Source organism: Aquamicrobium sp. NLF2-7, assembly GCF_022359935.1.
GTDB lineage: Bacteria > Pseudomonadota > Alphaproteobacteria > Rhizobiales > Rhizobiaceae > Mesorhizobium > Mesorhizobium lusatiense.
Genome location: NZ_JAKSED010000001.1, coordinates 1,559,634 through 1,584,070, shown reverse-complemented (window position 1 = coordinate 1,584,070; position 24,437 = coordinate 1,559,634). Strand labels below are relative to the sequence as shown.

General features: G+C 62.7%; 27 protein-coding genes and 1 riboswitch. Of the genes, 19 read left to right on the top strand and 8 right to left on the bottom strand.

Annotation, left to right across the window (positions count from 1 at the left end):
- The 6 genes from MIC97_RS07750 to iolB are packed head-to-tail and all read left to right on the top strand — an operon-like array spanning nt 1 to nt 6,451.
- Nucleotides 1-780 (top strand): ATP-binding cassette domain-containing protein, encoded by a 780-nt coding sequence (locus tag MIC97_RS07750; protein WP_239799546.1) that lies wholly within the window; start codon nt 1-3, stop codon nt 778-780.
- Nucleotides 777-2,699, top strand: coding sequence for a 5-dehydro-2-deoxygluconokinase (gene iolC / locus MIC97_RS07745; protein WP_239799545.1), 1,923 nt, complete (start codon nt 777-779; stop codon nt 2,697-2,699). The genes MIC97_RS07750 and iolC overlap by 4 nt, the downstream gene beginning before the upstream one ends.
- The gene (gene iolD / locus MIC97_RS07740) at nt 2,696-4,522 is read left to right on the top strand and encodes a 3D-(3,5/4)-trihydroxycyclohexane-1,2-dione acylhydrolase (decyclizing) (protein ID WP_239799544.1); all 1,827 of its coding nucleotides are present in this window, start codon (nt 2,696-2,698) and stop codon (nt 4,520-4,522) included. Before iolC ends, iolD begins: the two co-directional genes overlap by 4 nt.
- 21 nt (nt 4,523-4,543) lie before the next feature.
- Complete coding sequence (gene iolE / locus MIC97_RS07735; RefSeq protein WP_239799543.1) at nt 4,544-5,452, top strand: myo-inosose-2 dehydratase; 909 nt, start codon at nt 4,544-4,546, stop codon at nt 5,450-5,452.
- Nucleotides 5,449-5,658, top strand: a complete 210-nt coding sequence (locus tag MIC97_RS07730; RefSeq protein ID WP_239799542.1) for a hypothetical protein — start codon at nt 5,449-5,451, stop codon at nt 5,656-5,658. The genes iolE and MIC97_RS07730 overlap by 4 nt, the downstream gene beginning before the upstream one ends.
- The gene (gene iolB / locus MIC97_RS07725) at nt 5,651-6,451 is read left to right on the top strand and encodes a 5-deoxy-glucuronate isomerase (RefSeq protein ID WP_239799541.1); all 801 of its coding nucleotides are present in this window, start codon (nt 5,651-5,653) and stop codon (nt 6,449-6,451) included. The genes MIC97_RS07730 and iolB overlap by 8 nt, the downstream gene beginning before the upstream one ends.
- Before the next feature lie 140 nt (nt 6,452-6,591).
- Here the strand turns inward: iolB and MIC97_RS07720 are convergent, their stop codons facing one another.
- The 4 genes from MIC97_RS07720 to MIC97_RS07705 all read right to left on the bottom strand — a co-directional run bounded on the left by MIC97_RS07720 (nt 6,592) and on the right by MIC97_RS07705 (nt 10,030).
- Nucleotides 6,592-7,077, bottom strand: a complete 486-nt coding sequence (locus MIC97_RS07720; protein WP_239801062.1) for a copper chaperone PCu(A)C — start codon at nt 7,075-7,077, stop codon at nt 6,592-6,594.
- 254 nt (nt 7,078-7,331) lie between these two features.
- Nucleotides 7,332-7,685 (bottom strand): DUF2946 family protein, encoded by a 354-nt coding sequence (locus MIC97_RS07715; protein ID WP_239801061.1) that lies wholly within the window; start codon nt 7,683-7,685, stop codon nt 7,332-7,334.
- Nucleotides 7,686-7,788: 103 nt separating this feature from the next.
- Nucleotides 7,789-8,961, bottom strand: coding sequence for a Gfo/Idh/MocA family oxidoreductase (locus tag MIC97_RS07710; RefSeq protein ID WP_239799540.1), 1,173 nt, complete (start codon nt 8,959-8,961; stop codon nt 7,789-7,791).
- Nucleotides 8,962-8,974: 13 nt separating this feature from the next.
- Nucleotides 8,975-10,030: a sugar phosphate isomerase/epimerase gene (locus MIC97_RS07705; protein WP_239799539.1), complete on the bottom strand. Its 1,056-nt coding sequence runs from the start codon at nt 10,028-10,030 to the stop codon at nt 8,975-8,977.
- Between the two features lie 123 nt (nt 10,031-10,153).
- Between MIC97_RS07705 and mgrA the strand changes: the two genes are divergently transcribed.
- The 3 genes from mgrA to MIC97_RS07690 all read left to right on the top strand — a co-directional run bounded on the left by mgrA (nt 10,154) and on the right by MIC97_RS07690 (nt 12,308).
- Nucleotides 10,154-11,200, top strand: coding sequence for an L-glyceraldehyde 3-phosphate reductase (gene mgrA / locus MIC97_RS07700; RefSeq protein ID WP_239799538.1), 1,047 nt, complete (start codon nt 10,154-10,156; stop codon nt 11,198-11,200).
- A 114-nt stretch (nt 11,201-11,314) separates the two neighbouring features.
- A complete protein-coding gene (locus tag MIC97_RS07695; RefSeq protein WP_239799537.1) occupies nt 11,315-11,719 on the top strand; it encodes a Fur family transcriptional regulator in 405 nt (134 codons plus the stop codon).
- Nucleotides 11,720-11,765: 46 nt separating this feature from the next.
- Complete coding sequence (locus MIC97_RS07690; protein WP_239799536.1) at nt 11,766-12,308, top strand: hypothetical protein; 543 nt, start codon at nt 11,766-11,768, stop codon at nt 12,306-12,308.
- Here the strand turns inward: MIC97_RS07690 and MIC97_RS07685 are convergent.
- The gene (locus MIC97_RS07685) at nt 12,256-13,326 is read right to left on the bottom strand and encodes a D-alanine--D-alanine ligase family protein (protein ID WP_239799535.1); all 1,071 of its coding nucleotides are present in this window, start codon (nt 13,324-13,326) and stop codon (nt 12,256-12,258) included. The genes MIC97_RS07690 and MIC97_RS07685 overlap by 53 nt on opposite strands.
- 75 nt (nt 13,327-13,401) lie before the next feature.
- Between MIC97_RS07685 and MIC97_RS07680 the strand changes: the two genes are divergently transcribed.
- Nucleotides 13,402-13,959, top strand: coding sequence for a GrpB family protein (locus tag MIC97_RS07680; RefSeq protein ID WP_239799534.1), 558 nt, complete (start codon nt 13,402-13,404; stop codon nt 13,957-13,959).
- Here the strand turns inward: MIC97_RS07680 and MIC97_RS07675 are convergent.
- Together MIC97_RS07675 and polA are read right to left on the bottom strand one after the other, a co-directional pair.
- Nucleotides 13,940-14,326 (bottom strand): RDD family protein, encoded by a 387-nt coding sequence (locus tag MIC97_RS07675; protein WP_239799533.1) that lies wholly within the window; start codon nt 14,324-14,326, stop codon nt 13,940-13,942. The two genes, MIC97_RS07680 and MIC97_RS07675, sit on opposite strands and share 20 nt — an antisense overlap.
- A gap of 36 nt (nt 14,327-14,362) precedes the next feature.
- Complete coding sequence (gene polA, locus MIC97_RS07670; protein WP_239799532.1) at nt 14,363-17,287, bottom strand: DNA polymerase I; 2,925 nt, start codon at nt 17,285-17,287, stop codon at nt 14,363-14,365.
- 410 nt (nt 17,288-17,697) lie between these two features.
- Here polA and MIC97_RS07665 point away from each other — a divergent pair, with 410 nt between their 5' ends.
- The 5 genes from MIC97_RS07665 to MIC97_RS07645 all read left to right on the top strand — a co-directional run bounded on the left by MIC97_RS07665 (nt 17,698) and on the right by MIC97_RS07645 (nt 20,609).
- A complete protein-coding gene (locus tag MIC97_RS07665; protein WP_239799531.1) occupies nt 17,698-19,098 on the top strand; it encodes a M20/M25/M40 family metallo-hydrolase in 1,401 nt (466 codons plus the stop codon).
- A 7-nt stretch (nt 19,099-19,105) separates the two neighbouring features.
- Nucleotides 19,106-19,726, top strand: a complete 621-nt coding sequence (locus MIC97_RS07660; protein WP_239799530.1) for a ribonuclease D — start codon at nt 19,106-19,108, stop codon at nt 19,724-19,726.
- 98 nt (nt 19,727-19,824) lie between these two features.
- Nucleotides 19,825-20,040 carry a hypothetical protein gene (locus MIC97_RS07655; RefSeq protein ID WP_239799529.1) on the top strand — a complete coding sequence of 72 codons (216 nt, stop codon included), beginning with the start codon at nt 19,825-19,827 and terminating at the stop codon, nt 20,038-20,040.
- A gap of 146 nt (nt 20,041-20,186) precedes the next feature.
- Nucleotides 20,187-20,441 carry a GlsB/YeaQ/YmgE family stress response membrane protein gene (locus MIC97_RS07650; RefSeq protein WP_239799528.1) on the top strand — a complete coding sequence of 85 codons (255 nt, stop codon included), beginning with the start codon at nt 20,187-20,189 and terminating at the stop codon, nt 20,439-20,441.
- A gap of 21 nt (nt 20,442-20,462) precedes the next feature.
- The gene (locus MIC97_RS07645) at nt 20,463-20,609 is read left to right on the top strand and encodes a hypothetical protein (RefSeq protein WP_239799527.1); all 147 of its coding nucleotides are present in this window, start codon (nt 20,463-20,465) and stop codon (nt 20,607-20,609) included.
- Nucleotides 20,610-20,695: 86 nt separating this feature from the next.
- Here the strand turns inward: MIC97_RS07645 and MIC97_RS25080 are convergent, their stop codons facing one another.
- Nucleotides 20,696-20,998 carry a DUF982 domain-containing protein gene (locus MIC97_RS25080; protein WP_275592327.1) on the bottom strand — a complete coding sequence of 101 codons (303 nt, stop codon included), beginning with the start codon at nt 20,996-20,998 and terminating at the stop codon, nt 20,696-20,698.
- 289 nt (nt 20,999-21,287) lie between these two features.
- Here MIC97_RS25080 and MIC97_RS07635 point away from each other — a divergent pair, with 289 nt between their 5' ends.
- From MIC97_RS07635 to MIC97_RS07620, 4 genes are all read left to right on the top strand, one after another.
- On the top strand, nt 21,288-21,737 hold the full coding sequence (locus MIC97_RS07635; RefSeq protein WP_239799526.1) for a universal stress protein: 450 nt from the start codon (nt 21,288-21,290) through the stop codon (nt 21,735-21,737).
- Nucleotides 21,738-21,897: 160 nt separating this feature from the next.
- Nucleotides 21,898-22,428, top strand: coding sequence for a hypothetical protein (locus tag MIC97_RS07630; protein ID WP_239799525.1), 531 nt, complete (start codon nt 21,898-21,900; stop codon nt 22,426-22,428).
- Between the two features lie 274 nt (nt 22,429-22,702).
- Entirely contained in the window at nt 22,703-22,936 is a 234-nt protein-coding gene (locus tag MIC97_RS07625; RefSeq protein WP_183831921.1) for a YdcH family protein, read from the top strand.
- A 268-nt stretch (nt 22,937-23,204) separates the two neighbouring features.
- Nucleotides 23,205-23,951: an outer membrane protein gene (locus tag MIC97_RS07620; RefSeq protein WP_239799524.1), complete on the top strand. Its 747-nt coding sequence runs from the start codon at nt 23,205-23,207 to the stop codon at nt 23,949-23,951.
- A gap of 246 nt (nt 23,952-24,197) precedes the next feature.
- Nucleotides 24,198-24,413, top strand: a riboswitch (cobalamin riboswitch).
- Nucleotides 24,414-24,437: the final 24 nt, after the last annotated feature.

Sequence of the window (24,437 nt, the reverse complement as noted above, 5' to 3'; positions counted from 1 at the left end):
ATGACCAATCCGCTGATCGAACTGATCGACATCGAAAAGCACTTCGGGCCGGTGATCGCGCTGAACGGCGTGTCGATCTCCGTCCTGCCCGGCGAATGCCACTGCCTTCTGGGCGACAATGGTGCGGGCAAGTCTACCTTCATCAAGACCATGTCGGGCGTCCACAAGCCGACGCGCGGCCGCATTCTCGTCGAGGGCAAGGAGATCGCCTTTGCCAGCCCGCGCGACGCCATGCAGGCCGGCATCGCCACAGTCTATCAGGACCTCGCCATGATCCCGCTGATGTCGGTGACGCGCAATTTCTGGATGGGGCGCGAGCCGGTGCGTAAGATCGGGCCGCTCAGCTTCTTCGATTTCGAGAAGGCGAATGCCGTCACCATGGACGAGATGCGCAGGATGGGCATCAACCTGCGCGAGCCGGATCAGGCGGTGGGCACGCTGTCGGGTGGCGAGCGGCAGACGGTGGCGATCGCGCGCGCCGTCTATTTCGGTGCGAAGGTGCTGATCCTCGACGAGCCGACCTCGGCGCTCGGCGTCCGCCAGACCGCCAATGTGCTGTCGACCATCGCGCGGGTGCGGGAAAAGGGCATCGGCGTCGTCTTCATCACCCACAATGTGCGCCACGCGCTGGCCGTGGGCGATCGCTTCACGGTGCTCAACCGCGGGCGCACGCTGGGCACCGCGCTGCGCGGGGAGGTGAAGCCGGAAGAGCTTCAGGACATGATGGCCGGCGGTCAGGAACTGGCCGAACTGGAGGGCTCGCTGGGCGGCACGGTATGACGAAAAAGCTCGATGTCATCACCATCGGCCGGTCATCGGTCGATCTCTACGGCGCGCAGGTCGGCGGGCGGCTGGAGGACATGCGCTCCTTCAACAAATATGTCGGCGGCTCGCCCACCAACATGGCGGTCGGCACCGCGAGGCTCGGCCTGCGCTCCGCCCTGATCACCCGGGTGGGCGACGAGCATATGGGCCGCTTCATCCGCGAGCAGCTTGCCGCCGAGGGGGTGGATGTGCGCGGCGTCGTCACCGATCCCGAGCGGCTGACGGCGCTGGTGTTGCTCGGCATCCGCGATCAGCACCAGTTCCCGCTGATCTTCTACCGCGAGAATTGCGCCGACATGGCGCTGTCGGAAGGCGACATCGATCCGGCCTTCGTTGCCGAGGCACGCTGTGTGGTCGCGACGGGTACGCACCTGTCTAACCCGCGCACGGAAGCGGCAGTGTTGAAGGCTCTGCACCTTGCCCGCGAAAACGGCGCGCGGACGGCACTCGACATCGACTACCGGCCGAACCTGTGGGGGCTCTCCGGCCATGGCGACGGAGAGAACCGTTTCATCGCGTCGGACAAGGTGACCGGCCGGCTGCAAGCAATGCTTGCGCTGTTCGACCTGATCGTCGGCACCGAGGAAGAGTTCCACATCGCCGGCGGCAGCACCGACACGATCGAGGCGCTGCGCAAGGTGCGCGAGATCACCGATGCGGTGCTTGTGTGCAAGCGCGGACCGATGGGCGCATCCGCCTTCACCGACGCCATCCCCGCAGCGCTGGATCAAGGTGCTGCCGGTCCCGGCTTTCCAATCGAGGTGTTCAACGTGCTGGGAGCGGGCGACGGCTTCATGTCCGGCCTGCTGAAGGGCTGGCTCGACGATGAGGACTGGCCGACAGCACTGAAATACGCCAATGCCTGCGGGGCGCTCGCCGTATCGCGCCATGGTTGCGCCCCGGCCTATCCGAGCTGGCAGGAATTGAATTTCCTGCTCGAACGCGGCGTGCGCAACCCCGCTTTGCGCCATGACCGCGAACTGGAGCAGATCCACTGGTCCACCAACCGCAAGGGTGACTGGCCGGTGATGCGCGTCTTCGCCTTCGACCACCGCATCCAGATGGAGGCGCTGGCCGACGAACTTGGCGTCGGGCATGAGCGCATCGGCATCTTCAAGCAGCTTTGCCTCGATGCGGCGCTCAAGGTCGCGGCCGGGCGCGGCGGCTATGGCATTCTGTGCGACGGGCGGCTCGGGCAGGAGGCGCTCTATCGCGCGGCGGGGCAGGGGCTGTGGATCGGCAGACCGGTCGAGGATCCGGGCTCGCGCCCGCTGGCGCTGGAGATCGGGCCCGATCTCGGCTCGGACCTTGCCGAATGGCCGGCCGAACATGTGGTGAAGGTGTTGTGCTTCTATCACCCGGAAGACGATGAGGCGACGAAGCGGGCGCAGGAAGAGACGGTGATCCGCCTTGCCGATGCCGCCCGCGCCAACGGGCTGGAATTCCTGCTGGAGATCATTCCCTCGAAGGTGGGAGCGGTGGGTGACGACACCACGGCGCGCGTCATCCAGCGCTTCTACGACATCGGCGTTTTCCCCGACTGGTGGAAGCTGGAACCGATGACATCGCCGCAGGCATGGGCGCTGGCCTGCGCGGCCATCGAGCGCAACGATCCCCGCACACGCGGCATTGTCGTGCTCGGGCTGGAGGCGGAGCTTGCGGACCTGCGCGCGAGCTTTGCGCAGGCCGCGCGCTTCGATCTGGTCAAGGGGTTTGCCGTCGGACGTTCCATCTTCGCCGCGCCGGCGCGTCGGTGGCTGTCCGGCGCGATCGATGACGCGGAAGCGGTGAATGCGATGGCGGGCATCTATGCAGAACTGTGCGCGGCGTGGGACGATGCAAGGCGCGATGTGCAGACAGGGAACAGGCCATGAAGACGATCCGGCTCACTGCGGCGCAGGCGATGGTGCGCTACCTCGCCGCGCAGAAGAACGAGGAAGGCGAGCCGCTCATTCCCGGCTGCTGGGCGATCTTCGGCCACGGCAATGTGGCCGGCCTCGGCGAGGCGCTTTATGCGGCACGCGACACTTTCCCCACATGGCGCGGCCACAACGAGCAAGGCATGGCCCATGCTGCCATCGCTTTCGCCAAGGCGAAGAACCGCCGTCAGGCCATGGCGGTGACAACCTCCATCGGCCCCGGCGGGCTCAACATGGTGACGGCGGCGGCGCTTGCCCATGTCAACCGGCTGCCGGTGCTGCTCATTCCCGGCGATGTGTTCGCCAGCCGCGCGCCCGATCCGGTGCTGCAGCAGGTCGAGGATTTTGACGACGGCACCGTCTCGGCCAATGACTGCTTCCGCCCGGTCAGCCGCTATTTTGACCGCATCATGAGCCCGCGCCATCTGCTCACCGCCCTGCCGCGCGCCATGGCGACGCTGACCGATCCCGCCCGCTGCGGGCCGGTGACGCTCTCATTTTGTCAGGACGTGCAGGCCGAGGCCTTTGACTGGCCGGAGACCTTCTTCAAAGACCACATCTGGCGCAGGCGCAGGCCGCGCCCCGATCTGGACGAACTCGAACGGGCGGCGGTGCTTGTGCGGGCGGCGCGCAAGCCGCTGATCGTCGCCGGCGGCGGCGTCCACTATTCGGGAGCCTGCGGGGTGCTGGAGGCTTTTGCCGAAACCCATTCCATTCCCGTTGCGGAAACACAGGCCGGCAAATCCGCCCTGCCGTGGGATCACAAGCTGAATTTCGGCTCCATCGGCGTGACCGGCTCGTCGGCGGCCAATGCGATTGCGGAAGAGGCCGATCTGGTGATCGGCATCGGCACACGATTTCAGGATTTCACCACAGGCTCATGGGCGCTGTTTCGCAATCCTGCCCGGCGCATCCTGTCGGTCAATGTCGAGCCCTATGACGCTGCCAAACATGGCGCCACGGCGCTGGTGGGCGATGCGCGCGAAACGCTTGTCGAACTGGGGCGGTTGCTGGAAGGTCATCGCGTGCCAGAACCGGATTTTGGCTTGCGCGAAAGCTGGCTTGAGGCGGTGGCGGTGGCAACGTCCATCCCGAACGGCAATGCGCTGCCTTCGGATGCGCAGGTGATCGGTGCGGTGCAGCGCTCGCTCGATGATGAGGCCATCGTTGTCTGCGCCGCAGGCGGCTTGCCGGGCGAACTGCACAAATTGTGGAAGGCGGCGCGGCCGAACGGCTATCATCTCGAATACGGCTTCTCGACCATGGGCTACGAGATCGCCGGAGGTCTCGGCGTGAAGATGGCCCATCCCGGGCGCGAGGTCGTCGTCATGGTCGGCGACGGCTCCTACATGATGATGAATTCGGAGCTTGCGACCTCGGTGATGCTGGGCCGCAAGCTGATCGTCGTGGTGCTCGACAACCGCGGCTTCGCCTGCATCAACCGCCTGCAGATGGCGACCGGCGGCGAGAGCTTCAACAATTTGCTCGACACTGCCCGCCACGAGGTGGCGAGCGACATCGACTTCGTCGCCCATGCGGCCTCGATGGGCGCGATCGCCGAGAAGGCGGATTCCGTCGCCGCGCTGGAAGCCGCCATGGCCCGCGCCTGCAACTCGGATCGCACCCATGTCATTGTCATCGACACCGATCCGATGCCGACAACCGAGGCAGGCGGCCACTGGTGGGATGTGGCGGTGCCGGAAGTCTCCACCCGGCCGCAGGTCGAGGCGGCGCGCAGGGCCTATGAGGCGGCGCTGGCTCGCCGCGACGAGAACTGAACCTTTTTCGGAACCACATTCATGATCCTCTACGGCACCAATCCCATCGCCTGGTCGAATGACGACGACCATTCCATCGGCGCGCATATTTCGCTGGAAACCTGCTTGAGGCAGGCCGGCGAGATCGGCTTCGACGGCATCGAGAACGGCCACAAATTCCCGAAGGAGCCGGAGGCGCTGAAGGCGATTCTGGCCGAGCACGGCCTGCGCTTCGTCTCCGGCTGGTACTCGCTGATGCTGCTGGAGCGTTCGGTGGAAGACGAAAAGAAGGCAATCCAGCCGTGGCTCGACTTCCTCAAGGCCATGGGCTCGCCGATCTGCATCGCCTGCGAATGTTCCAACACCGTGCACGGTAACGACCATGTCGCGCTCAACGACCGCCCGAGGCTTGATGCTGAGGCCATGCAGCGCTTCGGAGCGGCGGTGGAAGAGGTGGCGCGGTTCTGCGAGGCGCAGGGCATCCTTCTTGCCTATCACCACCACATGGGCACGGTGGTTGAATCCGAGGCCGAGATCGATGCCTTCATGGCCGCGACCGGACCCTCGACCCAGTTGCTGTTCGACACCGGCCACGCTTTCTTCGGAGGCGGCGATCCGGCGGCGATCATCGCCCGCCATATGGGCCGCGTCGTCCATATCCACGCCAAGAACGTGCGGCCTGATGTGATGCGCACGGTGCGCGATGAAGGCCTGAGTTTTCTCGAGGGCGTGCGGCGCGGGGTGTTCACCGTGCCGGGCGACGCGGAAGGCGACGTTGCCTTCGAGCCGGTGCTGGAAGTGGCGGCGCGGGCCGGCTACTCTGGCTGGGTGGTGGTGGAGGCGGAGCAGGATAGCGCCGTGCGCGACCCCGTCACCTATCAGAGCATGGGGCTGCGGGCACTGAAAGATATGGCGCGGCGCACCGGACTGGACCAGAGCGAGACCGCATGAAGATACTCGATGCCGCCCATCCTTTCTATCGCCCGCTGTGGCGGCGTATCGCCATCGTGGCGCTGGCCTTCGCGTGGGCGGCTTTCGAGCTGTCGAATGACGAAACCATATGGGCGATGGTTTTTGGCGCCATCGGTCTTTATTGCGGCTGGGCGTTGCTGGTGGCTTACAAGCCGGTGATCGGGGATGGTGAGAAGAATGGCTGATCTGCTGCGCAAACCTTTCGGCACACGCGGCAAGGTGCATGACATCACCCCGCAATCGGCCGGCTGGTCCTATGTCGGCTTCGGGCTTCATGTCCTGTCGCCAGGGGATCGGGCAGAGGAGTTCACAGGCGAGCGCGAGGCTATCCTCGTGCTGGTCGAGGGCAAGGCGCGCATTGCCGTGGACGGGCAGGATTTCGGCCTGCTCGGTGACCGGATGGACGTGTTCGAGCGTAAAAAGCCGCATTGCGTCTATGTGCCGAACGGCGCGAACTGGCAGGCGGTGGCGGAAACGCCCTGTACGCTGGCGGTATGCACTGCGCCCGGCAGGGGTGGCCACCCGGCCCGTGTGCTCACCGATATCGGCTTCGAGGAACGCGGCAAGGGCACCAACACCCGTTACATCCATCCGATCGCCATGGAAGGCAGCGACGTCGCCGACAGCCTGCTGGTGACGGAGGTTTTCACGCCCGCCGGCCACTGGTCGTCCTATCCGCCGCACCGGCACGACGAGGACGATTTTCCGAACATGACCTATCTGGAAGAGACGTACTATCACCGTCTCAACCCGAGGAACGGCTTCGGCATCCAGCGCGTGTTCACCGAGGACGGCGCGCTGGACGAGACCATGGCGGTCGCCGACGGCGATGTGGTGCTGGTGCCGAAAGGTCATCACCCCTGCGGGGCACCCTATGGCGTCGAGATGTACTATCTCAACGTAATGGCGGGGCCGCTGCGCAAATGGCGCTTCCGCAACCATCCTGATTTCGACTGGATCGCCAGACGCGACGCCTGAAACCGGAAAGGGAGAAGGCGAGTGCCTTCTCCCTCCCTTCCGTATTTAGAGCATTTATACGAATCGCAGAAATGCTCCAATCTCTTCGTTTGGGCCGCATTTATGCGATGCCAGATATTTCCATCTGGCTGCAAAATACTCTAGTGGCCGCTGTGCCCGTCTTCGGCACCATGGCTGCCATGATCGCCATGGTGCTCGGGCTCGCCGCCCATGGCATCGACCGCGAATTCCACGTCGACCTTGCCTGCCTTTTCAAAGGTGAGGGTGCCGGCGAACTTTTCGCCTTTCTTCGGCTGCGCCTTCAGGCCCATGAACATCAGGTGATAGGAGCCGGGCTTCAGCTCGATCTTTTCGCCGGGCGCGACTTCCAGCCCGTCAGGCAGCTGGCGCATGGTCATGACGCCGTCATTAACGGCCATTTCATGGATTTCGCCCTTTTCCGATATATCGGAGGAAACGGCGATCAGGCGGTCGGCTTCCTTGCCATGGTTGGTGACGGTCAGGTACCCGCCGGCCACCTTGGCGCCGGCCGGGGTCTCGCGCGACCATGGGTGGCCGATTTCAAGCTCGCCGAGCTTGTATTCATGCGCGGAGGCCGGGGCCATGGGCATTGCCAGCGGCAGCATGACGCCAAGGGCGAGGGCGGCTAGGCTGCGACGGGTGAGGGTGGTGCGTGCGGGAACGTGCGAACGGGACATTGGATCTTCTCCGAAACTGATGCGCAACTGATGGCGCGGAAAATTGCATGATGGGCGGCGACCTCGGGGGCGCCGGTTAGAGCAGTTCCAGAAAAAGTGCGAAGCGGTTTGCGTCAGGAACTGCGTAGAAACAAAGAGGCAGAGCATTGGAGGTGATCTTCTTTCACCGGAAATGCTCTGGATCATGCAGTTTGCGGAGGTGCGCGGGGATTGGCCGGCGAGCGCTGGCGCGCAAAGGACAGATGATCCGGCGCGCCGGTGCCGAAGCTCAGTGTCTGGAAGCGGAATCCGGTTTCGAGGGCCACGGGTGCCGGCGGGCTGGCCAGCAGAGGTGCTGCGAGATTGCAGCCGAGCACGCAGCAATCCGGCATATGGGCAGGCTGCGAGCCGTCAGGAAGCTCGCCAATGCCCTCATGGGTGCAGATGACGTTGCCGAAGGCGTCGAGCTGCAGGCGCTGTGGACCGGTAGCCATGGCATAGGCGCCGAGCAGGGATTGGAGCGCAAGGAACCAGGCTGCGGCGAAAGCCACGGCCATGTTCACTGTTTTGCGTCCTGCTTTCACCTGAGCCCGTCTCCGGCTGATCGATGCCAGACCTATCATAACCTGTCGCACGGGCAAGCAGCCACTTTGTCGCCGCTCAGAGCTTCGTCCACGCCCCGTTTTTCTTCGAGGATTTCACGCAGGCTTCGATGAAGGCCATGCCTTCTACGCCGTCATGGACCGTGGGGAAGACAACGTCCTTTGGCGGCTTGCGGCCATTGCGGGCCGCGCGGATCGCGGCTGCCGCCTCGCGATAGAGGTTGGCGAACCCTTCCAGATAACCTTCCGGGTGGCCGGCGGGAATGCGGGTCAGGCGGCAGGCAGCGGCAAGCGCGCCCGCTCCGCCGCGCGTCAGCAGGCGTTTAGGCTCGCCGAAGGGCGTGTGCCACAGATAGTTCGGGTCGGCCTGCACCCATTCCAGCCCACCCTTCGAGCCGTAGATCCTGAGCTTCAGCCCGTTCTCATGTCCCGGCGCGATCTGGCTTGCCCACAGCATGCCCTTGGCGGGCGGGGCGTTGCCTTTTGCCCTGAAGCGCAACAGCACGTTGAGATTGTCGTCCAGCAGGCGGCCGGGAACGAAGGCGTCGAGATCGGCGGCAAGGCTGTCCAGCTCCAGCCCGGTGACGAAGCGGGCGAGATTGTAGGCATGGGTGCCGATATCGCCCGTCGCGCCGCCGGCTCCGGCCTGCTTCGGGTCCGAACGCCACGACGCCTGCTTGTTGCCTTCGGCCGAAACGTCCTCGGTCAGCCAGTCCTGCGGGTACTCGACCTGCACGAGGCGAATGTCACCCAGCGCACCATTTGCCATCATCTCGCGTGCCTGCCGCACCATCGGATAGGCGGTATAATTGTGGGTGAGCACGAACAGTTTTCCGCTTTTCTCCACGAGTGCGGCAAGTTTTTTCGCTTCGGCCAGCGTGGTGGCCAGCGGCTTGTCGCAGATCACATGGATGCCGGCTTCCAGAAAGGCTTTGGCAGCGGGGAAGTGGTGGTTGTTCGGCGTGACGATGGACACTGCCTCGATTCCATCCGGGCGCTTCGCCTCGGCCTTCGCCATTTCGGCATAGGACGCATAGCTGCGGTCAGGGTCGAGCCCAAGTTCTTCGGCGGACGCCCTGGCGCGTTCGGGATTGGAGGACAGAGCCCCCGCCACCAGCACGAACTCGCCATCCATGCGCGCGGCGATGCGATGCACGCCGCCGATGAAGGCGCCCTGACCGCCGCCCACCATTCCGTAGCGGATCGGACCCTGAATCCTGTCGCTCGCCATGCCGTTCTCCCTCTCAGATGCCCATCATGGCGCGCAGCAGCTTGCGGTCAGTGGTGCTGGCGGCGAAATCGTCGAAAGCCTTGTCGGTCACGCGGATGATGTGGTCGCGGATGAAGGGTGCGCCTTCGGCAGCGCCGTCTTCCGGATGCTTCAGGCAGCATTCCCATTCCAGCACGGCCCAGCGATCATAGCCATATTGCGCCAGTTTCGAGAAGATGCCCGCGAAATCGACCTGCCCATCGCCCAGCGAGCGGAAGCGGCCGGCGCGGTCGATCCAGCCCTGATAGCCCGAATAGACGCCCTGCCGCCCGTTCGGGTTGAACTCGGCGTCCTTGACGTGGAAAGCGCGGATGCGCTCATGATAGATGTCGATGAAGGCCAGATAGTCGAGCTGTTGCAGCAGGAAGTGCGAAGGGTCGTAGTTGATGGCGCAGCGTTTGTGCCCGCCGACCGCTTCGAGGAACATCTCGAAGGTGGCGCCGTCGAACACGTCTTCGCCCGGATGGATTTCAAAGCCGATGTCGACGCCCTGTTCCTCATAGGCATCGAGAATGGGTTTCCAGCGCCGCCCGAGCTCGGCAAAGGCTTCCTCCACCAGACCGGCGGGGCGCTGCGGCCACGGATAGAGATAGGGAAAGGCCAGCGCGCCGGTGAAGCTAACCGACACGTCGAGCCCGAGATTGCGCGAGGCTTTCGCACCCAGAAGCATCTGCTCCACGGCCCATTCCTGCCGCGCCTTCGGATTGCCGCGCATCTGCTCCGGCGCAAAGGAATCGAATTGCGCATCATAGGCCGGATGCACGGCCACGAGCTGGCCCTGAATATGGGTGGACAGCTCGGTGATCTCGACGCCAACCTCGGCGCAGATGCCCCTGATCTCGTCGCAATAGTCCTTCGAGGTGGCGGCGCGGCGAAGATCGAACAGGCGCGCATCGCCGCTCGGGATCTGAATGCCTTCGTAGCCGAGCCCCGCAGCCCATGCCGCGATGGCTGGAAGCGAGTTGAACGGGGCTCCTTCACCGGCGAACTGTGCCAGGAAGATCGCGGGGCCCTTCATCGTGGTCGGCATGATTGTCTCCTTGCTCGCGAGGTCGCGCGGAACTGTCTTCACAGACCTTGCCGGGTTTTTCAATCGGTTCATATCGCGAAAGCCGGTCATTCCCTATGGGCTGGTGATGGGTTAAGAGAGGATATGGCTTACATTCCCGCTTCCGACCGCTATGAGACGATGATCTACAACCGCTGCGGGCGCTCCGGCCTGAAACTGCCGGCGATCTCGCTCGGGTTGTGGCAGAATTTCGGCGACACGACGCCCCATGTCACGCATCAGGCGCTGGTGCGCAGGGCGTTCGATCTCGGCATCACCCATTTCGATCTCGCCAACAATTACGGACCGCCCAAGGGCGCTGCCGAAACGGCTTTCGGCGAGATTTTGCGCAGCGATCTTTCCGGCTATCGCGACGAGCTCATCATCTCGACCAAGGCCGGCTACGACATGTGGCCCGGCCCCTACGGCGAGTGGGGCAGCCGCAAATATGTGCTGGCCAGCCTCGACCAGAGCCTCAGGCGGATGGGGCTCGACTATGTGGACATCTTCTATTCGCACCGCTTCGATCCCGATACGCCACTTGAGGAAACCTGCGGCGCGCTCGACCATGCGGTGCGTTCGGGCAAGGCGCTCTATGTCGGAATCTCGTCCTACAATTCGCAGCGCACGCGCGAGGCGGCCGACATTCTCAGGCAGATGGGCACGCCCTGCCTGATCCACCAGCCCAGCTATTCGATGCTGAACCGCTGGGTGGAGGATGACGGGCTGCTCGACACGCTGGATGGGCTGGGCATCGGCTCCATCGTGTTCTCGCCTCTGGCGCAGGGCATGCTCACCACCAAATATCTCGCCGGCATTCCGCAGGACAGCCGGGTGAAGAAGGGCGGACCGCTGCGCGAATCCTTCATCAATGAGGAAACGCTGGCCAATATCCGCGCGCTCAACGCCATTGCCGAACGGCGCGGGCAGACGCTGGCGCAGATGGCGCTGGCATGGGTGCTGCGGGGAGGGCGCGTTACGTCGGCGCTGATCGGGGCAAGCCGCGTCGAGCAGATCGAGGATTGCGTGGGCGCGCTTGCGAACCCCGATTTTTCGGACGCGGAGCTTGCCGAGATCGACACCTATGCGCGCGACGCCGACATCAATCTGTGGGCGGCTTCAGCCGAGCGCGAGGGGCCTGCGCGCAAGTAAGCCGCGCGATTTCTTCCCCTGCCGGCAGGCGGTAGCCATTAAGCCACATAATTACTACATAGGGGGAGGCGCGTTGCGGAACTGTCCCTGCGCGCGGCCGGACAAGGCAGGGTTATGGCGGTAAGAAGCAGTCTCACAAAGAACCAGTCGTGGGTGCTCGAAAAGCTCGAGGCGGCCGGCGCGCCGCTCAGCGCCTATACGCTGCTCGACCAGTTGCGCGAGAAGGGGTTTCGCGCGCCCCTGCAGGTCTATAGAGCCCTCGATGCACTGGTAAAGGAAGGGCTGGTCCACCGGCTGGAAAGCCTCAACGCCTTCGTCGCCTGCGCCGAGCCGCATGACCACAGCCATTCCATGACGACATTCGCCATCTGCGATACCTGCGGGCAGGTGGCGGAACTGTGCGATCACGATGTCAGCCACAGGCTGGAAGACTGGGTGCGCTCGACCGGCTTTGCGCCGAAGCATGCGGTCATCGAGTTTCGCGGCATCTGCGAAAGCTGCCGCAATAAGGCGGTCTGAGCCTGATGGCGGCTGCCCCGCTCGCCCACGCGCCCTTCGCGGAATAATGGCGGGCGGGACGAAAAGACGGGCGCGGGAAGGCGGCGCGCGGGTTGCCTATCTGGTCTGCGCGCTGTTCGCCTTCATCGCCGTCCTCTTCGGCAGCATCGCCGTCTATCTGCTCCTGATGACGGATGGTCCGCAGGACATTGCCGGCATTTTTATCGGCTTCGTCTGGGTGTTCCTGTCGGTCATCGTGGAGATACTGGTGATCGCCCGCGCTGGCCTGTTCAGGCAGGGCGACGAACCCGCGGAACCGTTGCCGGAAGATGCTTCGGAGCGGAGCGTGTTTTACGGCGCCAGCTATGAAGCGAGCGCGTCGGCTGAGGCCAAGGTTAGCGACCCGCGGATGCGGCTCGGCCTCACCGTCTTCATGCTCGCGTCCGCCCTTGGCCTGTTCATCGTCGAGATCCTGCTCTATCGCGCGGGGCGCTCGACCATGGCAGGCTTCGCCTTCTCATGCCTGCTGGTGATGTTCATGTGCTATTGGGCGGCCCTCAAATTTCACGAGCCGAGCGCGCCAGAGCGTGGGCCACGAGCCGGTCGATGATCTGCGGATAGCTGACCCCGCTTGCCGCCATCGCCTTGGAATACATGGAAATATCGGTGAAACCGGGGATGGTGTTAAGCTCGTTGACGAGGATGCGCCTGTCCGCGGTCACGAAGAAGTCGGCGCGCGCCATGCTGTCGCAGCCGAGCGCGCGGAAAGCTCTGGCCGCCAGCGCGCGCAACTCGTCTTCAACGCCCTCTGCAAGCTCCGCCGGAACCCGGATCGCGGCGCCGTCGGCGTCGATATATTTGGCATCATAGGTGTAGAAGCCGTGGCTTTCGGCCGGTGCGATCTCGCCGGTGCGGGACACGAACAGGTTGCCGTCCGGCGCTTCGAGCACGCTGCATTCCACCTCGCGGCCGTCGATGAACTCTTCGGCAAGCAGCTTCGTGTCGTGCCGGAAGCCTTCGGTCAGCGCCGCCTCATAGTCCGTTTCATCGCAGACCTTGCTGACGCCGACGGAAGACCCCTGCCGTGCCGGCTTGATGAACAGCGGCAGTCCGAGTTTCGCCCTGAGGTCCGCGAAGGAAGGCGCCGCATCGGGCAGGATGGTGACGGAGCGTGCGGCCGGAACGCCTGCTTCATTAAACAGCCGCTTGGCGATGTCCTTGTCCAGCGCATTGGCCGAGCCGATGATGCCGCAGCCGACCAGCGGCACGCGCGCCACCTCAGCCAGCCCCTGCACCGCGCCGTCCTCGCCATGCAGCCCATGCAGAATCGGGAACAGAAGGTCGATTTTCTCGACCTCATGCGGCGTGCCGTTTTCCGGGATCGCAAGAAGGCGTCCTTTTCCGCCGGGCAGGAGGCTGACTTCCGTGCCGTTGTCCGGCTTTGCCAGTACGCCGTCTGCGTAGCTGCTCAGCAACCATTGGCCTTCGCGGGTGACGAAAACCGGAACCGCATCATATCTGGCAGGATCGAGCGCCCGCATGACATTGGTGGCAGATAGTACCGACACGTCGTGCTCGGCCGAGCGCCCGCCGAAGAGAACCGCGATGCGCAATTTGCTGGAGGCCATGTCCTGCCTTTCATGGTGAGGAATCAGCTTATAAAAATGCCGAACTGACTAAGAACAGATGAAAGAGACAGAAAAATGCCGCCACCCATCAAGGTCGACCTAGTCGCTCATGATCCGCAATGGGCAGCACTGGCGCGAGCGGAGGCGGAGCGCATTTCGGCGGCGGCGGGTTCGTGTCTGGTCGCCGTGCATCATATCGGCTCGACCTCCATTCCCGGCATCCACGCCAAGCCTGTCCTCGATCTTTTGCCGGTGGTGCGCGATCTGGAGGCGTTCGATGCCTGCCGGCCCGCAATCGAGGCGCTGGGCTATGAATGGTGGGGCGAATACGGGCTGCCGGGGCGGCGCTACTGCACGAAGTCAGACCCGCAAAGCGGCTTTCGGCTGGCGCAGGCGCATTGCTATCTGGAAGGCTCGCCGGAAGTCATGCGTCATCTGGCGTTCCGCGATTACCTGCGCGCGAATGCTGACATCGCCGCCGAGTATGAACGCCTGAAGCAGGACTGCCGCGATGCGCATCCGGACGATTCGCATGCCTATTCGGATTGCAAGGACAGCTGGATCAAGCGCATCGAAGCGCAGGCGCTGCAGGAGTACAGGCCGGCGTTCAAATCTATCCCCTGCGGTCAATGACTTTTGCGCCACCCGACATGCGCTCGCGATAGAGCGGCAGGAACCACAGCACCAGCGGCCCGAAGACCATGCGGTAGAGCGCTTGTGTGAATTCCAGCTTCCGCCCGCTCGCCTGCACCACTTTCAGCCGCATCAGGAGCTTGCCCGGCGTGGCCATCAGGCGGCAGCTTTCGAAGCCCGGAAAATACCAGAGCAGCACCACGATCATCCACAAAAGGGTTGCGCCCATGAGGAGTGTCGGCGGCTGTCCCGCAGGCGCATCCATGTATCCGGGAAGAAAGGCGCCTGCCAGAAACAGCGGCGACAGCGCCATCGTCGACATGAGAATGACATCGATGACGCCGGCAGCGAGCCGCCTGAGCAGCATGGCCCTAGCGCCGCTTCCGGCCTGAAGCTTTCGCGTTCAGTGCGCTTCGTCCCAGTTGTGGGCGGCGCGCGCATCCACCTTGAGCGGAACCGACAGCGCGCGCGCCGGCATCGGTGCGTTTTCCATCACCTCGCAGATCACGGGAATGGTTGCCTCGACCTCGTCGTCGGCGACCTCGAAGATCAGTTCGTCATGCACCTGCAGCAGCATGCGGGCCGAAAGCTTCGCGTCTGCCAGTGCCGGCTCGATGCGCACCATGGCGCGGCGGATGATGTCGGCCGCCGTGCCCTGCAGGCGGGCATTGATCGAGGCGCGCTCGTTGAAGGCGCGCACCGAGGGGTTGGGCGAGCGGATTTCCGGATAGTGGATGCGCCGGCCGAACACAGTCTCCACATAGCCGTTCTCGCGCGCATAGGCCTTGGTCTCCTCGATATAATCGCGGATGCCGGGAAAGCGCTCGAAATACTTCTTGATGTAGGCGCTTGCCTCTTCGCGCGGGATGGAAAGCTGGTTGGCGAGGCCGAAGGCCGAAATGCCGTAGATGATGCCGAAGTTGATCGCCTTGGCGCGGCGGCGAACCTCCGAGGGCATGCCTTCCACCGGCACGCCGAACATTTCCGAGGCGGTGGTGGCGTGAATGTCGGCGCCTTCCGCGAACGCCTGCTTGAGCTGGGCGATGTCGGCCACATGGGCAAGCACACGCAGCTCGATCTGGCTGTAATCGGCCGAAACCAGCTTGTAGCCCTTGTCGGCGACGAAGGCGGTCCTGATCTTGCGGCCTTCGGCGGTGCGCACCGGAATGTTCTGCAGGTTCGGATCAGAGGAGGAGAGGCGTCCCGTCGTGGTCGCGGCAAGCGCGAAGTTGGTGTGAACGCGGCCGGTCTGCGGGTTGATATAGCCGGGCAGGGCGTCGGTATAGGTCGATTTCAGCTTGGTGAGCTGACGCCAGTCCACGATCTTGCGCGGCAGCTCATGGCCTTCCGCTGCGAGGTCTTCCAGCAGTTGCGCGGAGGTGGACCACTGGCCGGTCTTGGTCTTCGAGCCGCCGGGCAGGCCCATGCGGCCGAACAATATGTCGCCGAGCTGCTTGGGCGAGCCAATGTTGATGCGTTCGCCGATCAGGCCGTAGATTTCTTCCTCGATCGCCGCCGCGCCCTGCGCCAGCTCGCCGGACAGCCGCGACAGGATCTGCCGGTCGACCGAAATGCCGCGCTGCTCCATGCGCGCCAGAACCGGAACCAGCGGGCGTTCCAGCCGCTCATAGACGGACACCAGACCCTTGGCGGCCAGCCGTGGCTTCAGCACCTGCCACAGGCGCAGCGTCACATCGGCATCCTCGCCGGCGTAGCGGGTGGCCTTGTCGATGGCGACATTCTCGAAGCCGATGAAGCTCTTGCCGGTGCCGGCCACCTCGCCGAACTGGATGGTCTTGTGGCCGAGCCATTTTTCGGCAAGCGAATCCATGCCATGGCCGCGCGCCGCACCGCCATCGAGCACATAGGAGAGCAGCATGGTGTCGTCATAGGGGGCGATATCGACGCCGTAACGGCTCATCACGACCAGATCATATTTGAGGTTCTGGGCGATCTTGAGCACCGAGGGCGCTTCCATCAGGGGCTTGAGCGCTGCCAGCGCCTCGCGCACCGGCAACTGGCCTTCCACCGGGCCGCCGCCCAGCAGATCGCCCGCACCTTGCCTGTGGCCAAGCGGCACATAGGCCGCGCGGCCCGGCCGCGGGGCCAGGGAAAAGCCGACCAGTTCGGCCTGCATGGGGTCGAGCGAGGTGGTCTCGGTGTCGAAGGCGACGACGCCGGTCTCGAAGGCCTCCGCGATCCAGTCCTTCAGCGTCTGGAGATCGGTGATGGTGTGATAGGCCTCGACGTCGATCTTTTCTGTCGTCGCCGCCTCGGCGCGCCGGTCGGCAAGCCGGGCAGGGGTATCGCCTTCGTCCGTCGCCGGAGCCGTTTCGGCTTCATCCGCCGTTCCGGACGCCGCTTCATCCATGTCCGGGCCGTGGGCGGTGTCGGCACGCTCCACCGGCACATCGGCTGCCTCGACCTCGCTGGCTTCTGTGCCGGTTGCCTCGGCCACGCGCCGCGTCAGCGTGGTGAACTCCATCGCCTTCAGGAAGGCGACGAGCTTCGGCCCGTTGGCGGGTTCGAGCGCAAAGTCGTCCGGCACCTCATTCACAGGAACGTCACGCTTCAGCGTCACCAGTTCGCGCGACAGGCGGGCTTTCTCGGTGTTTTCGATGATGGACTCGCGGCGTTTCGGCTGCTTGATCTCGCCGGCGCGGGCAAGCAAGGTGTCGAGGTCGCCATATTGTTCCAGAAGCTGGGCTGCGGTTTTGGGACCGATGCCGGGAATGCCGGGAATGTTGTCGACCGAGTCGCCCGTCAGCGCCTGCAGGTCGATCATCTTTTCCGGCGGCACGCCCCATTTTTCGATGACTTCGGGGATACCGATCTGATGATCCTTCATTGGATCGTACATCGAGACGCTGGGGCTGACGAGCTGCATCAGGTCCTTGTCCGAGGAGATGATGGTGGCGTCGGCGCCCGCTTCCTCGGCCATGCGGCAGTAGGTTGCGATCAGATCGTCGGCCTCGAACCCTTCCATTTCCACGCAGGGCAGGTTGAAGGCGCGGGTTGCGTGGCGGATCAGCCCGAACTGCGGAACGAGATCCTCCGGCGGCGCCGAGCGGTTGGCCTTGTATTCCGGGTAAAGCTCGTTGCGGAAGGTTTTCGAGGAATAGTCGAAAATGACGGCGAAATGCGTCGGCGTTACCCCGACATCGGTGTCGCGCGCGTCGCGCATCAGCTTCCACACCATGTTGCAGAAGCCGAGCACGGCATTGGTCGGCAATCCGTCCGATTTACGGGTCAGCGGTGGCAATGCGTGATAGGCGCGGAAAATGTAGCCCGAGCCGTCGACAAGAAAGAGATGATCGCCTTTTTTCATGCCGCATGGATAGCGTGGCGGGGCGTTGCGGTCCATCGCAAAGGCGGGTTATGCCCCGCCGAGCGCGCCATTCCTGACAGAGGATGGCTGCATCACAGGCATGTTACAAAGTTGTAATCTTTGTGCCCTTGAATCGCCATCTTCCGATCCACAAATAGCATGCATCGGCAGTTTTCGCCGAAGTCCGGAAACAAGGCCCGTCCCCCGCCTTACCGGACGAATGCGGCAGCCTATCCCCCTCTCCGGGCTGCCGCACCGTTTGAAGTAAAGCCGCCGTGGTTCCCCCCTCCGCCACGGCGGCGCTTCTTTTTGTTCTCGGCCGCAGATGTCGTGCCGACGTCCCCAACAACTGCCTTTCCGTTTCGATCCGACAGCTTTAGGCTGCGCGCAGAATCGAAAGGCCTGAAAACATGTCCAAACTTTCCCCCGTTCTTGCCCCGGTCCTTGAGCGACTCGACCAGTCTCTCAACGAGAGCCTCGATCGCCTGTTTGCGTTGCTGCGCATTCGCTCGATCTCGACCGACCCGGAATTCGCCGCCGACTGCCGCAAGGGTGCCGAATGGCTGGTCGAGGATCTCAAAAGCATCGGCTTTGACGCTTCGGTGCGTGACACGCCCGGCCATCCGATGGTGGTTGCCCATCATGAAGGTCCCGAAGGCAGCCCGCATGTGCTGTTCTATGGCCATTATGACGTGCAGCCGGTCGATCCGCTGGAGCTGTGGCACGACGACCCCTTCGCGCCGGCGCTGAAGGAGGTCGAGCCCGGCCGCAAGGTCATCACCGGACGCGGTTCGGCCGATGACAAGGGCCAGCTCATGACCTTCGTGGAAGCCTGCCGCGCCTGGAAGGCGGTGCATGGCGGTCTCCCCTGCCGCATCACGCTTTTGTTCGAGGGCGAGGAAGAAAGCGGTTCGCCCTCGCTGAAGCCGTTCCTTGAAGCCAATGCGGAAGAGCTGAAGGCCGATTTCGCGCTGGTGTGCGATACCGGCATGTGGGACCGCGACACGCCTGCCATCTCCACCGCGCTGCGCGGACTGGTGGGCGAGGAGGTGGTGGTCCATGCCGCCGATCGCGACCTGCATTCAGGCGAGTTCGGCGGTGCCGCCGCCAATCCGATCCGCATCCTGTCGCGGGTTCTTGCCGACATCCATGACGAGAATGGCCGGGTCACCATTCCCGGCTTCTACGATGGTGTCGAGGAAACGCCCTCGCAGGTGCTGAAGTCGTGGGAGACGCTGGGCGAAACCGCCGAAACCTTCCTCGGGCAGGTAGGGCTTTCGATCCCGTCAGGCGAAAAGGGCCGCTCGGTGCTCGAACTGGTCTGGGCGCGGCCGACGGCGGAGTTCAACGGCATCACCGGCGGTTACACCGGCAAGGGCTTCAAGACGGTGATCGCGTCGCAGGCCTCGGCCAAGGTGTCGTTCCGCCTCGTGCACAAGCAGGACCCGGCAAAAATCCGTGCCGCCTTCCGCAAATTCGTCGAGGAGCGCATTCCCTCCGACTGCTCCGTGGAGTTCCACCAGCATGGCGGCTCGCCGGCCATCCAGCTTTCCTACGACTCGCCGTTCCTCGCCAAGGCCAAGGACGCGCTTTCCGACGAATGGCCGAAGCCCGCGGTGATGATCGCCATGGGTGGGTCGATCCCCATCGTTGGTGATTTCCAGACCTATCTCGGCATGGAATCCCTGCTTGTGGGCTTTGGTCTTTCCGACGATCGCATCCATTCGCCCAATGAGAAATACGAGCTGTCCTCCTTCCACAAGGGTCAGCGCTCCTGGGCGCGCATTCTCGCAGCGCTGACGACGAAGTGAGGGTGGCATGAGCACGATCCGTTTCCACAAGGCCGATCTGCCCGATCTCGCCCATTACGATGTCGATGCGGTGGCCATCGACACCGAGACGCTCGGCCTCAATCCGCACCGCGACCGTTTGTGCGTGGTGCAGATTTCGCCGGGCGACGGCACGGCCGACGTGATCCAGATCGCGGCCGGCCAGAAGGAGGCGCCCAATCTCGTCAGCCTGCTCAGCAATCCGAAGGTGACGAAGCTGTTTCACTTCGGGCGCTTCGACATCGCGGTGCTGTACAACGCCTTCGGTGTCATGGCCGAGCCGGTGTTCTGCACCAAGATCGCCTCGCGGCTGACCCGTACCTACACCGATCGTCACGGGCTGAAGGATATCTGCAACGAATTGCTGGGGGTGAGCATCTCCAAGCAGCAGCAATCCTCCGACTGGGCGGCGGAGGCGCTGTCACCCGAGCAGCTTGAATATGCGGCTTCGGACGTCCTCTATCTCCACCGTCTGCGCGACGTTCTGGCCGGCCGGCTGAAGCGCGATGGCCGGGTGGAGGAAGCCGAAGCCTGCTTCCGCTTCCTGCCGACACGCTCGAAGCTCGATCTGATGGGCTGGGAAGAAACGGATATCTTCGCGCATAGCTGACAAAGGGGCTGAGAACCGGGTCGTACCGGAACTGTCCGGTGGCGCAGCGCGTTGCAGCTTCGTCACCGGATACTCATTCAGTCAGAGAGGAAAACCATATGGCAGAGCGTGAACCCATCGCCAGCGCCCCGAAGGACGGATCGCGCGTGACCGTTTACTGGACCGACAGCGACGGCGTCATGAACGAATCCCTTGCCCGCTGGGATGCTGAGGACCAGGCATGGTGGGCCTATACGGATTCAAAGACACAAAAGAAGGTCGAACCGGCCAGCTGGCGTCCGGAAAATTCTGATGAAGCCGGCGACGAAGAATAGCGGCGCGAAGGCTTGACGCCTGTCCGCCCCGCCCAATGTAACGGGGTGGCGGTGGTGTGCTTATTCTCATACCCTGCATTTGTTGAAACCCGGGTTGATTCGGGGCACAGCGCTCCGCCTCGGCCATTTCTAATGGAGGGAACGTCGTGGGTCCGGAAGGTCTTATTGTCTTTCTTATCGTCGGTGCGATCGCAGGCTGGCTCGCGGGACTGATCGTCAAAGGGTACGGCTTCGGCCTGCTTGGCAACATCGTGGTCGGTATCGTCGGCGCGTTCATCGCCGGCTGGCTCTTGCCGAAGGTTGGCATCTTTATCGGTGGGGGTGTCATCGCCAACATCATCAATGCGCTGATCGGCGCAATCATCCTGCTGTTGCTGATCCGTGTTGTGAAGTCGGCCTGAAACTGACCGGAAAGCGTGTCCATGAACAGAAGCAACCTCTACCTCCTCATCGGCGCGCTGGTCGTCGTCGTGATCGGTCTCGGCATCTATGTCTATCGGGAGGAAACGAAACCTGCCGGCGTCGAACTCAGGATCGATGAGGGCGGCGTTTCCATCGAGCAGAACTGATGAACATGCGCCGCCCCGCGATCGTGAAGATCACGGGGCGGCTTTTTTGTCTGATCCTTCGGGCAGAAGGCTCAGCGTTGAGCGGCTCAAGTCGTCGGGCGATGCAGCGTCGAACGCGTGGTCGCAACCATCGGCGCCGGGCCGCTGTCGACCAGCAATCCGGTGATGCGCGCGAAACCGGCGAATGATTTTCGGGCTTCTTCCGCGCTCATCTGGGCGGCCATTGCCGCTGCGCAACAATTCAGAGCGCAACGGTAGACAGGGCCACGCCGGCCTATCGGCCATTCACGCAGAAAAACGAGCGCATCAGTCACATTTTCGATGGTGTGAACGGGCTGGCCACGCCCCAATGAGATGCGGACAGGCGAAAAGAACTGCAGGCGATCCATCGGCAACCTCCCTCGACATCAAACACTGGTGGAGAATCGATGGTTAACGTCGCAGATCGGCCGTGGTTCCCGCAAACGGATGCCTGTAACCGAAAGTGATCGGGATGGCGCTGCATCGCCTTGGGCGCGGCAGCTTGTCTGGCCATTCGGCTCATGCCCGAAACTTGACCTGCATCAAGGCCGTGCGGTTCCGCATGATATGAACTGCCATCATTATCCGTTCGGTCTGTGCACTTGCGAGCCTTATGCGGCTCTGGTTTTCTGACAGGACACAACAAGAGGTTTAGCCATGTACACCCACATCCTCATCGCCACCGACGGATCGGAACTTGCCCAGAAGGGCATCGATCATGGATTGTCGCTGGCCAAGGCCTTGTCCGCCAAGGTCACGTTCGTGATGGTTACGGAGCCTTTCCCGGTCGCTGCCGGCGCGACAGCCTCGGGCTGGGTTGCCGGTCCGAATGATATTTCCCGTTACGAGGAAGGCCAGAAGGAGTTCGCCGGCGGCATTCTGGAAAAGGCGCGCGCGGCGGCGGAAAAGATGGGTATCAAGGCCGATGTCGAGCATCTGGCGGACCGCTGGCCCGCTGATGCAATCATCGAGATTGCCGAGGAAAAAGACGCCAATCTGATTGTCATGGCCTCGCACGGCCGGCGCGGCCTCGGCCGCCTGCTGCTGGGCAGCCAGACGGTGGAAGTGCTGACCCATTCCAAGGTGCCGGTCCTGGTCGTTCGCTGATTCACTTCGTGGAGCGGGAAGGCGTTCTCAACCGTCCTTCGTTTCCTCCGGTATCGTTTCCGCTGGCGGGTAACTGCCGGCGGAAGGCGACGCCTCATCCGCCGACAGTCTTGTCGATCGGCCGCCGTTTTCGCTATAGGCGAAGCATGGAGGCCCGATCATGCATATACTGGTAGCCGTTATCGGCATATTCGCGGCTGCGGCATTCTGGTGGTATCGGCTCAAATATATGAGCGACGCCGCCAATGAGGTGGCGGATGCAGTCGGCAAGGTGCGCGGCAACATGCGGCGCAACAAGCTGCGCAAGAAGGCCGCCATCGCACCGGTCGCAGTCATCGATCACCCTGTGACGGCTGCCGCCACCGTGGTGATGGCGATAGCGGCGGAAGACCGGCCGGTGACCGATATCATCGAGACACGCGTGCGCGAGCAGATCGCCCTGATAGCCGGAAGCGACAAGCAACTCGACGAAGCCATCGCCTATGCGAAATGGGCCAGCGATCAGGTTGCCGACGTGCCGACCGTCATCGACAAGACGGCCGAATTCCTGAAGCCTCTTCTCGACGAGACCGAGAAAGAGCGGTTGCTCTCGATGGTTTTTGCCGCGACGCGTGAAGCCGAGCGCCATGCCATGTTCAGGGAGCGGACCGGGCGTCTGCGCCGCAAGCTGGGGCTCGAAACCGTTCACTGACACGGCTCAATCGCAAAATCTTGCGCCGCCTCGTCCGCAGTCGCCCAATCCTGCGGGTTGCTGTTGTGTCGAAGGTGGCACTTTTTGAAATCATCGACAGGCAAGGCAAACTCTCAACCCGGAATTCCGCCTGCGACATTGGGGAGCCTGCCCCGCACGGCGAAGGCTGTGACCTGCGACACGATGTTCCGCTGGGTCAGCCATTTGTTTGACATTGATCAACCGGGCCGACGCCCTACCTTCTATGTTTGGGAAGCAAACCACAGGAGGCGACATGTCAAACACCCCGCATACCCTTGGCGAAGAATTCCCCGGCAAGCTGGATGCAATCCATGCCCTCAAGGCGCAGGATCCGGAGTTCGCCCGTGTCCTCGAAGAGTATGACGACGTCAACGATCAGATACACAGGTCCGAGACGCGTATTGATACGATCAGCGACGATGCCGAAACGGAACTGCGCCGCCGCCGCCTTGCTCTCAAGGACAAAATTGCCTCTGCGCTGAGCTGATAGTAAATCAGCGCAATTTATGCTCGGTGGACCGATTCCTTAAGCATAATCCTTACCTATGGTAAGGTTATATCCGATGCCACTCAGATATTTTTCTCCTCTGAGTGGCTTCATTTCATTTTGTGTATGTTTAATTTATTATTAACTATTCAAATATCTGTATTTTATGGATTTTTGATCTTCGTAACGAAATGTGTCTTTTATGTTACAGACATTTTACGACGACGATCGTAAGTTAATTTCACGATTTCAACTAAGAGGTTTTGTCATGCGAAAAGTTCTCTCTCTTGCTGCTGTTTCTGTCATTCTTGCTTCGGGTGGCGCTTATGCTGCTGATGCGATTGTTTACAGTGAGCCTGCTCCGGTGGCTCCGGCTTCCTTCTATAGCTGGACCGGCGGTTATGTCGGCTTCAACCTTGGTTATGGCGGCGGCAAGGCAAAGCATCCGTTCAGCGTCACCGACACGACGGGTACGCTGGCCAGCGGTTCGCTGAATATGAACTCCAGCGGTTTCCTTGGCGGCGTTCAGGCGGGCTGGAACTTCCAGGCCGACCAGATCGTCTATGGTGTCGAGGCTGATTTTCAGGGTGGAAACGTCAAGGGCGAAACCAGTATCTCCGCCAATGTGCCTGGCGCTGGCGCTCTTGATGCTGCCATCGGCACGAAGCTGAACTGGTACGGCACGGTTCGCGCCCGCCTCGGCTATACGGCGACCGACCGCTTCCTCGTCTACGCCACTGGTGGTCTCGCCTATGGCGAAACCAAGAGTTATGCCAAGGGCAATCTGGGCGGTACCGCCTTCAATGAAAGCGTGAAGAAGACGAAGACCGGCTGGACTGTCGGTGCGGGTGCGGAATATGCCGTGACCGACAACTGGACCGTGAAGTCGGAATATCTCTACACTGATCTCGGCAAGGCGAATGTGTTCTCGGACACCTTCGGTGGCGCTGATGTCAACATTGACCGGAAGTTCAACTTCCACACGGTCCGGGTTGGCTTCAACTACAAGTTCTGATCCGGTTTCTCTCTGGAGCGTTTCCAGGAAAGTGGAAACACTTTTCCGGTTCGGAAATGCGACAGTCAAAGACCCAGAGCCGTTCAATGATTCCGTGAAACACTGAACGGCTCTGAAATCAAAGCCCCGGCAATCAGCCGGGGCTTTTTTGTTCAGATGCCGGCATCGAAGAACCGGATATTGGCATTTGCGACTTAAAGATATAAACATTCCTTTATGTCCTATTGACTTCGGACTGGAATTGCAGGAAGGTGTGCGTGCCTAGGTTCTCCGGTCGTTGCGCGCAACGCGCCGGGGCTAAGAGGGAAGCCGGTGCCCCGTCTTTTCGGGAAAGCCGGAGCTGCCCCCGCAACTGTAAGCGGCGAGCTGATGTCCAGCATGTCACTGGGGTGAAACCCTGGGAAGACGGACAGCAGCGCTGACCCGCGAGCCAGGAGACCTGCCTTGGCGAAATAACGTCCACGGGCGGGGTGTCCGGGTGTGCCG

Bases quoted from the DNA above. Each gene is read 5' to 3' on its own strand.
- MIC97_RS07750 (WP_239799546.1), top strand. From the start codon at position 1: ATGACCAATCCGCTGATCGAACTGATCGACATCGAAAAGCACTTCGGG.
- iolC (WP_239799545.1), top strand. From the start codon at position 777: ATGACGAAAAAGCTCGATGTCATCACCATCGGCCGGTCATCGGTCGAT.
- iolD (WP_239799544.1), top strand. From the start codon at position 2,696: ATGAAGACGATCCGGCTCACTGCGGCGCAGGCGATGGTGCGCTACCTC.
- iolE (WP_239799543.1), top strand. From the start codon at position 4,544: ATGATCCTCTACGGCACCAATCCCATCGCCTGGTCGAATGACGACGAC.
- MIC97_RS07730 (WP_239799542.1), top strand. From the start codon at position 5,449: ATGAAGATACTCGATGCCGCCCATCCTTTCTATCGCCCGCTGTGGCGG.
- iolB (WP_239799541.1), top strand. From the start codon at position 5,651: ATGGCTGATCTGCTGCGCAAACCTTTCGGCACACGCGGCAAGGTGCAT.
- MIC97_RS07720 (WP_239801062.1), bottom strand. From the start codon at position 7,077: ATGCTGCCGCTGGCAATGCCCATGGCCCCGGCCTCCGCGCATGAATAC.
- MIC97_RS07715 (WP_239801061.1), bottom strand. From the start codon at position 7,685: ATGGCCGTGGCTTTCGCCGCAGCCTGGTTCCTTGCGCTCCAATCCCTG.
- MIC97_RS07710 (WP_239799540.1), bottom strand. From the start codon at position 8,961: ATGGCGAGCGACAGGATTCAGGGTCCGATCCGCTACGGAATGGTGGGC.
- MIC97_RS07705 (WP_239799539.1), bottom strand. From the start codon at position 10,030: ATGCCGACCACGATGAAGGGCCCCGCGATCTTCCTGGCACAGTTCGCC.
- mgrA (WP_239799538.1), top strand. From the start codon at position 10,154: ATGGCTTACATTCCCGCTTCCGACCGCTATGAGACGATGATCTACAAC.
- MIC97_RS07695 (WP_239799537.1), top strand. From the start codon at position 11,315: ATGGCGGTAAGAAGCAGTCTCACAAAGAACCAGTCGTGGGTGCTCGAA.
- MIC97_RS07690 (WP_239799536.1), top strand. From the start codon at position 11,766: ATGGCGGGCGGGACGAAAAGACGGGCGCGGGAAGGCGGCGCGCGGGTT.
- MIC97_RS07685 (WP_239799535.1), bottom strand. From the start codon at position 13,326: ATGGCCTCCAGCAAATTGCGCATCGCGGTTCTCTTCGGCGGGCGCTCG.
- MIC97_RS07680 (WP_239799534.1), top strand. From the start codon at position 13,402: ATGCCGCCACCCATCAAGGTCGACCTAGTCGCTCATGATCCGCAATGG.
- MIC97_RS07675 (WP_239799533.1), bottom strand. From the start codon at position 14,326: ATGCTGCTCAGGCGGCTCGCTGCCGGCGTCATCGATGTCATTCTCATG.
- polA (WP_239799532.1), bottom strand. From the start codon at position 17,287: ATGAAAAAAGGCGATCATCTCTTTCTTGTCGACGGCTCGGGCTACATT.
- MIC97_RS07665 (WP_239799531.1), top strand. From the start codon at position 17,698: ATGTCCAAACTTTCCCCCGTTCTTGCCCCGGTCCTTGAGCGACTCGAC.
- MIC97_RS07660 (WP_239799530.1), top strand. From the start codon at position 19,106: ATGAGCACGATCCGTTTCCACAAGGCCGATCTGCCCGATCTCGCCCAT.
- MIC97_RS07655 (WP_239799529.1), top strand. From the start codon at position 19,825: ATGGCAGAGCGTGAACCCATCGCCAGCGCCCCGAAGGACGGATCGCGC.
- MIC97_RS07645 (WP_239799527.1), top strand. From the start codon at position 20,463: ATGAACAGAAGCAACCTCTACCTCCTCATCGGCGCGCTGGTCGTCGTC.
- MIC97_RS25080 (WP_275592327.1), bottom strand. From the start codon at position 20,998: ATGGATCGCCTGCAGTTCTTTTCGCCTGTCCGCATCTCATTGGGGCGT.
- MIC97_RS07635 (WP_239799526.1), top strand. From the start codon at position 21,288: ATGTACACCCACATCCTCATCGCCACCGACGGATCGGAACTTGCCCAG.
- MIC97_RS07630 (WP_239799525.1), top strand. From the start codon at position 21,898: ATGCATATACTGGTAGCCGTTATCGGCATATTCGCGGCTGCGGCATTC.
- MIC97_RS07625 (WP_183831921.1), top strand. From the start codon at position 22,703: ATGTCAAACACCCCGCATACCCTTGGCGAAGAATTCCCCGGCAAGCTG.
- MIC97_RS07620 (WP_239799524.1), top strand. From the start codon at position 23,205: ATGCGAAAAGTTCTCTCTCTTGCTGCTGTTTCTGTCATTCTTGCTTCG.